A 7,585-nucleotide genomic window follows, 5' to 3' on the forward strand; every position below is an offset into this window, starting at 1 on the left:
GCGCACCACCGACCACCAGCACCGACGTCTGGAACTCACCCCGAGCCCGCTTGCGCGCGATCACCTTCCGCCACACCCACCGCGTGAGCAGCAAACCGACGAGACCCACCGGCAGGGCAATGGCGAGGAACCCGCGCGCGATCTGCTCGTTGGAGATGAGCGCGATGATCGCGATCGCACCGAACATGCCGAGGGTCGCGGAGACGACCCGCTGATACTCGTCGTAGCCGGCACCGATGACGCGACGCGACCGCGTACGGAAGACGCTCAACGCGCCCAGCCAGGCGACGATGATGGTCGCGGATGTCAACGAGTACTCGAATTCTGCGCCCTCCCCGGCGCGCAAGAGCTCCTCGGATCCGAACCGCACCCACTGCGCGAGCAATACGGACAGCACCACGACGAGCGCGTCCGTGACGTGGAGTCGCTTGACGTAGGCGTTCTGCCACTTCCACCGATTCACGCCGGTGCCGGGCGACGCATCCGCGGGGGCACGGTTGCGTGCACCCCGCGGAGCGTCGGACGGGTCGAGCCCTCGATCGTCGACCGTCGTCATCCCGCAGTCCTCCCCATATGTGTCTCCTCCCCGAGACAGAACTTTCCCCGAGCGAGTCCCGGCCCGGCTCTGGAACAGGACTCGTGCGAGCGTTACCCGAGCTATCACTGAGAAATAGCTGAGCGTTACGTGTGAATTGAAGTCTTGTCGCAGATCAGCGGGTAAATCCAGACCCGATGTCGGACACGCGAAAGTCTGTCGTGTCGTGTGTTCGGTTGAATCCGTTGGACTTCGGGTGCGCCTGCCCGGGCGTAGTCCGAACGGCCGGAAAACCCGAAGTGACGGTAATCACTTTTGCGTAAGGTTTGCGCCCGGATTCACGAGCCGGCCGATTCCTTCTTCATCCACGCCGATCTCGTCGAGACGGAGTACGGTCGGCGAATACTGTTACTGCGAGTTTCCGAAACATCGAGCGCCTGCCCGTAGTCGGTGAAAACATCATGCGGCGCGCATCGGCGTGCGCTCACCAACCGGAGACGCAGCATGTCGACGCCCACCCACTCACGCCGATACCCGGAGATACGGTCGGGATAGGCTTCGGTATCCCCTAGTGAGAGCCCGAGGAGAACCGTTGAGCACCCTCCAGACCCTGGATCGCGGTCTACGCGCGCTGGACATCGTGTCCCAACGCCCGGGGGGAATCTCGATCGCCGAACTCGCAGCCGAGCTGGAGGTGGCTCGTGCCATCGGCTACCGGATCGTGGCGACACTGGAGGCCCATTCGCTCGTCGCGCGCATGCAGGACGGCCGGATCAGGCTGGCCGCAGGAGCAGCACTACTCGGTTCGCGATTCCGCCCCCGATTGCGCGAGGTGACGCAGCCGCTACTGCGAGACCTGGCTCGACAGACGTCGGCCACCGCATTCCTGTCGACGCTCGAGGGCGACGAGTGCGTGGTGATCGCAGTAGCAGAGCCCGATACGGGGATCCTGCGCGTGGGCTACCGAATAGGTACGCGACATCCTGTGTCGCGGGGCGCGGCGGGTATTGCGATCCTCGCCGGCCGCCCCCCATCGGATACCGACACCGAGGCGATCCGCCGGGCCCGCGAGGACGGTTTCAGCATCACGGCAGGCGAACTCGAACACGGAGCCGTCGGCGTGGCAGCCAGCGTGCGCTCCCCGCTCGACCACGAGGGCGTGGGTTTCGAATCGAGCGTCGGGGTCGTCGCGATCGAAGGACTCGACACCGATGTTGCAGCGTCGGCGGTTGTGGCGACCGCAGCACGGATCAACAGCCTGCTCGACACCTGACCGGTACCGCTCGACCGAGGACGCCCGCTGAGGCGTCCTTTTTTGTGCTCTCGACACGGAGATCGGACCCGACGTTGACGTCGGATGTGACCACGGTTACTGTCTCCATGTGCGTTCAACGAACACATGTGTTCGTTATTAGTAAATCAGCAGTTCGTAGCTTGGAGAGCATCATGACGAGTCAGTCGACCGGCACCGTCCTCGAAACCCCTCGAACCGGCCCCGAGAGCCGTTGCCCCATCGACCACACCGCCTTCACCTCCCCGACCGGCTGCCCTGTCTCCCCGCGCGCCGCAGCGTTCGATCCCTTCACCGGGCCGTACCAGGTGGATCCGGCCGCATCTCTGCGATGGTCCCGAGACGAAGAGCCGGTCTTCTACAGTCCCGAACTCGACTACTGGGTCGTCACGCGCTACGAAGACGTCAAAGCCGTCTTCCGCGACAACGAACTGTTCTCCCCCTCCATCGCCCTCGAGAAGATCACCCCGACCTCCGACGAAGCGAACGCTGTTCTGGCCCGATACGGCTATGCCATGAACCGCACCCTCGTCAACGAGGACGAACCGGCGCACATGCCGCGACGCCGCGCGCTGATGGAACCCTTCACCCCCGCCGCGCTCGCCCACCACGAACCGATGGTGCGCCGCTTGACCCGCGAATACGTCGATCGTTTCATCGATACCGGCCACGTCGACCTCGTCGACGAGATGCTGTGGGAGGTCCCGCTCACCGTCGCCCTGCACTTCCTCGGCGTGCCCGAGGAAGACATGGACACCCTGCGCGAGTACTCGATCGCGCACACCGTCAACACGTGGGGACGACCTGCTCCCGAGCAACAGGTCGCCGTCGCCGACGCGGTCGGCAAGTTCTGGCAGTTCGCCGGCACCGTCCTCGACAAGATGCGCAAGGATCCCGACGGGCACGGCTGGATGCCTTTCGGCATCCGCGTTCAGCAGGAACAACCGGATGTCGTCACCGACTCCTACCTGCACTCGATGATGATGGCCGGCATCGTCGCCGCGCACGAGACGACGGCCAACGCCTCCGCGAATGCCTTACGGCTACTGCTCGAGCACCGCGACGTATGGGAGGAGATCTGCGCCGACCCGAGCCTGATCCCCAACGCAGTCGAGGAATGCCTGCGTCACTCCGGATCGGTCGCCGCGTGGCGCCGCCTCGTCACTGCCGACACCACGATCAACGGGGTCGAGGTTCCGGCCGGGGCGAAGTTGCTGATCGTCAACTCGTCCGCCAATCACGACGAACGTCACTTCGATCAGGCCGACGACTTCGACATCCGGCGCGACAACGCCAGCGACCATCTCACCTTCGGTTACGGCAGCCATCAGTGCATGGGAAAGAACCTCGCACGCATGGAGATCCAGATCTTCCTCGAAGAGCTGACCCGGCGCCTGCCCCACATGGAACTGGTACCCGATCAGGAATTCACCTACCTGCCCAACACCTCCTTCCGCGGACCCGATCACGTGTGGGTTCGTTGGGATCCGGCGCGCAACCCCGAACGAGCCGACCCGGAACTGCTGTCCCGGCGACAGCCGGTGAAGATCGGCGAACCGTCGAAGAACACGATCGCACGCACGATGGCGGTGTCCGGGCTGGAGAGCATCGCCGACGACATCCTGCTGATCACCCTGCGCGACACCTCCGGGCGGCCGCTCCCGAAGTGGTCGGCGGGATCGCACATCGACGTCGACTGCGGTGCAGTGTCGCGGCAGTACTCACTGTGCGGTGATCCGCACGACCGCACCACTTTCCAGGTGGCCGTCCTCCACGACCGGGAGAGTCGGGGCGGGTCGCGCTGGATCCACACGGAACTTGCCGTCGGCGCCACGCTGCGTGTACGCGGTCCCCGCAACCACTTCAAACTCGACCCCGACGCGAAGCGGTACGTCTTCGTCGCCGGCGGCATCGGCATCACCCCGGTGATCGCGATGGCCGACCAGGTCAAGGCCGCCGGCGGCGACTACGAGATCCACTACGCCGGACGCTCGCGTACCTCGATGGCGTTCCTCGACCGGCTCGCCCGCGACCACGGTGAGAGTGTCCGGGTCTATCCCGGCGACGAAGGCGTCCGAATGGATCTTCCTTCGCTCTTCGCCGACCCGGAAGACGGCACACAGGTGTACTCGTGCGGTCCCGAACGTCTGCTCTCCGCACTGAGCGAGGCCACCGCCCATTGGCCCGACGACACCCTGCACGTCGAGCACTTCTCCTCCACGCTCGAAGAACTCGACCCGTCCAAGGAACACGGCTTCGACGTAGTGCTGAAGGATTCCGGCATCACCGTCCCGGTCGCCGCCGATCAGACAGTGCTCCAGGCACTTCGAGCCGCCAACATCGACGCGCAGAGCGATTGCGAGGAAGGCATCTGCGGTGCGTGCGAGGTGCCTGTCCTCGACGGCGAGGTCGACCATCGCGACCTGGTCCTCACCAAGGCCGAGCGCGCAGCCGGGAAAACCATGATGACCTGCTGCTCCCGCGCATGCGGCGACAAGCTGACCCTCCAGCTGTGACACACAGCAGCCCCCGAAACTGATCCGAAAGGCACGACATGACCACCATCGAGCAGTCGGGTACGCCGTCGGTTCCACCGGACTCCGGCACACCGACCACCAGAACCCCCTTCAAGCGGGTTCTGGCCGGCAGCATGGCCGGCGCCGTCCTCGAGTGGTACGACTTCGCGATCTACGGCATCCTTGCCGCGACCGTCCTCGGCCCTCTGTTCTTCCCCAGCGGCAACGCCGTAGCGTCCTTGCTGATGGCACTCGCCACACAAGGACTCGGGTTCGTCGCCCGGCCCCTCGGCGGCATCGTCTTCGGTCATCTCGGTGACAAGTTCGGGCGCAAACCCATCCTGGTGGCGACGTTCCTCATGCTCGGCGGTGCCACCGCTGCGATCGGCTTGCTGCCGACCTACGGCCAGATCGGTATCTGGGCCACCGTCGCCCTCGTGGTCCTGCGCATGATCCAGGGCTTCGCTCTCGGTGGTGAGTTCGGCGCTGCGGTGATCCTCGTCAGCGAATACGGCGAACCCAAGCGTCGCGGCTTCTGGGCGGCATGGCCCCAGTCCGGGGCTCCGGCCGGCACCGTCCTGGCCACGGTCACGGTCGGCATCCTCGCGATCGTCTTCCCCGGAGACGCATTCGACGAATGGGGTTGGCGCGTGGCCTTCCTCCTCGCCGTCCCTCTTCTCGTCATCGGGTTCCTGATCCGTCGGGGTGTCGAAGAATCGCCGGTCTATCAGGCCGCGCAGGCGAAGGCCGAATCGGCTGGGAAACAGGCGGCGCCCAAGGAGTCGTCCAGCATCATCGAAGCCCTGCGTAAGCCCCGTCCTCTGCTCCACGGCCTCGGCATGCGTCTGGGCGAGAACATCGCGTTCTACGTCTACACGATCTTCGTCATCGCATACGCCACGACCTATTTCGACTACACCCGCGGCGCGATCGTCACCACCGTCGCCTTCGCGTCGGTCTGCCAGTTCCTCGGAATGATCGGCGGCGGATGGTGGTCCGACCGGGTGGGACGCAAGATCGCCATGCTCGTCCCGGCCGTCTCGCTCATCATCTGGGCACCGATCTTCTTCTCCCTGGTGCACACCGAGAACATGACCGCACTCGGTGTCGGTGTCTGCGTGGGCGCACTGCTGCACGGCATGCTCGCCGGCCCCGAAGCCGCATGGATCACCGAGTTGTTCCCCACCAAGTACCGCTTCGCCGGTTCGTCGCTGGTGTTCCAGGGCTCGTCGATCATCGCCGGGGCTCCTGCCCCGTTCATCGCGGTGTGGCTGGTCGACCGCTTCAGTGCCACCGCAGTCATCGTCTACCTGGTGATCACCATGTCGATCACGGTGATCGCCGTGGCCACCAGTCGCGAGACCAAGGGTGTCGATCTCGACAAGCTCGAGAACCTCTACTGAGAACACGTCGACTCGAACCCCACCGAGGCCGTCTCCGGCACCGGTGGGGTTCGGCTGTTGCGCAACAACTTCGCGCGGTGAAGCGGGGCTCGCCCGGCGTGTTGCAGGGGCGAACCCCGTTTCAGCGCGTCAGCATGGGGGGTCGGACGCCCGCGGAGGCGAGCACGATGTCGAACCGGGCATCAGCCCAGGAGCGGTCCCCGAGATCGCGTCCGTCCGGCGTCGTTCAGAGTCGCTTCAGGAAGCTGAAGAAGCCGGGGGTGTGCACCTCGCGCAGGCGGGTGAGCTTGCGGTAGGAGATCAGCCAAACGCCGTCGACCTTGCGGTATTCCTCGTGGTAGTGGCCCCACCCGTGCAGCGATTCCTCGACGCCGTCGTTGTCCCACCACAGCTGATCCTCCATCGCCCAGATACCGCGGGCGGTGGTGTCGGATTCGAGGACGATCTCCGGGCAGTGGCCGTGATGGGCCGAGGTGACCGACACCGGACCGTCGAGGAGGTTGCTGATGGCGCGGGTCAATGCCTCGCGACCCACCACGCGACCGGCTTCCTCACCGGTGCGGGGCTGCTTGTCGCTGGGCAGTCCACCCCACGTTTCGCTCACCACGTCCTCGGTGTGCAGGGTCGGGTACAGCTCCCACTGTTTGGTATCCATCACCCGCAGGCGCGCTGCGAAGACCTGCTGGATCTCGTGGATGGCGAGAAGTTGTTCCGCCGCAGACAGTTCGATCACCGGGAAGCCCTCGCGAGCAGCTCGCGGGCCTCGGCGCTGCCGTCGAGCACTCGTGCGGTGCGACGCTTGATCTTCCAGCGGCCGTCGATACGCGCGAGGTCGAAACGGTTGGCCGTCACCCGCCACACGCGGTACGAGTCGGCATCGAGGTTGCGGCGCAACAGCAGCGAATGGCAGGTCGCGGCGGCGGTGTCGCCGTCGACACGGATGTGGACCGGGTCGAGCAGGTGACCGCATCCTTCGTTGATGTAGTCCTGATGAGGCCGGGTGCGGACCATCTCGGTGATGGCGTCGCGACCCTCCATCACCCGGATATCGATGTCGTAGACCGCATCCTCCGCCCACAACTCCCCCACGGCATCGGCGTCGCCGGCGTCGACGGCCGGGCCGTAGGCGGTGAGTACCTCGTGGATCGCGGCCTTGTCCTCGAGGAGCTGCACGCGCTCGACGAGCGAAGCCACCAGGTCTGCAGTGTCGGTCATGAGGATCCTTCCGGAGCGACGGTCAGCTGCGACGGCAGCACGCTGCCGTCTCGCGCCTGTCTACCGGGTCTCCCATCGAGACCGCCCGGAACGTCCCGCTCAACGGAAAAACCGGTGCGCGCTCATAGTGCGGCTGGGACCGTTCGGAATGTCACACCTGCACAGCGCAGATCGCTCCGTTCCGCGGGGCACCCCTCCCACGCAGTCCCGGCTCGTCAGCAGCCGATTCCCAGGAAGAGTCACCGTCATGGGTCAGGTATTGGACAGGATCATGCAGCACGCGGAGGAGATCCGCGCCGAAGGCGTCGTCGGCGACGAGCAGATGCGACTGTCGGACATCTCCGCGAAGCACCTGCGCGATTCCGGCATCGTCCGCATGTTGCAGCCGAAGCAGTTCGGCGGCATGGAAGTTCATCCTCGCGAATTCGCCGAGACCGTCATGGCCGTCGGCGCACTCGACGGTGCGACCGGCTGGGTGTCGGGCATCGTCGGCGTACACCCGTGGGAGCTCACCTTCTTCGACCCCAAGGCCCAGGAAGAGGTCTGGGGCGAGGACAACGACATGTGGATGGCGTCGCCGTACGCACCGATGGGTGTCGCGGTGCCCGTCGACGGCGGATACATC

At 65.5% G+C, this 7,585-nt stretch carries 5 protein-coding genes and 2 pseudogenes; 4 read left to right on the forward strand and 3 right to left on the reverse strand.

The features are described from left to right. A pseudogene (locus R1101_RS0112100) lies at positions 1 to 556 on the reverse strand (sugar transferase); the annotation flags it as partial. 571 nt (positions 557 to 1,127) lie between these two features. Here R1101_RS0112100 and R1101_RS0112105 point away from each other — a divergent pair. From R1101_RS0112105 to R1101_RS0112115, 3 genes are all read left to right on the forward strand, one after another. Next, the gene (locus R1101_RS0112105) at positions 1,128 to 1,808 is read left to right on the forward strand and encodes an IclR family transcriptional regulator (protein WP_016933687.1); all 681 of its coding nucleotides are present in this window, start codon (positions 1,128 to 1,130) and stop codon (positions 1,806 to 1,808) included. 173 nt (positions 1,809 to 1,981) lie between these two features. Continuing rightward, positions 1,982 to 4,342 (forward strand): cytochrome P450/oxidoreductase, encoded by a 2,361-nt coding sequence (locus tag R1101_RS0112110; protein ID WP_016933688.1) that lies wholly within the window; start codon positions 1,982 to 1,984, stop codon positions 4,340 to 4,342. A gap of 38 nt (positions 4,343 to 4,380) precedes the next feature. After that, positions 4,381 to 5,745 (forward strand): MFS transporter, encoded by a 1,365-nt coding sequence (locus tag R1101_RS0112115; protein WP_016933689.1) that lies wholly within the window; start codon positions 4,381 to 4,383, stop codon positions 5,743 to 5,745. Positions 5,746 to 5,971: 226 nt separating this feature from the next. On the opposite strand, the gene R1101_RS0112120 is transcribed toward R1101_RS0112115, so the two are convergent. Beyond that, a complete protein-coding gene (locus R1101_RS0112120) occupies positions 5,972 to 6,478 on the reverse strand; it encodes a nuclear transport factor 2 family protein (RefSeq protein ID WP_016933690.1) in 507 nt (168 codons plus the stop codon). Then, positions 6,475 to 6,960 (reverse strand): nuclear transport factor 2 family protein, encoded by a 486-nt coding sequence (locus tag R1101_RS0112125; protein WP_016933691.1) that lies wholly within the window; start codon positions 6,958 to 6,960, stop codon positions 6,475 to 6,477. The genes R1101_RS0112120 and R1101_RS0112125 overlap by 4 nt, the downstream gene beginning before the upstream one ends. 247 nt (positions 6,961 to 7,207) lie before the next feature. On the opposite strand from R1101_RS0112125, the pseudogene R1101_RS0112130 reads away from it, so the two are divergent. After that, positions 7,208 to 7,585 (forward strand): annotated as a pseudogene (locus R1101_RS0112130) (hydroxylase); the annotation flags it as partial.

It is taken from the genome of Rhodococcus sp. R1101, assembly GCF_000278445.1.
Lineage (GTDB): Bacteria > Actinomycetota > Actinomycetes > Mycobacteriales > Mycobacteriaceae > Rhodococcus > Rhodococcus gordoniae.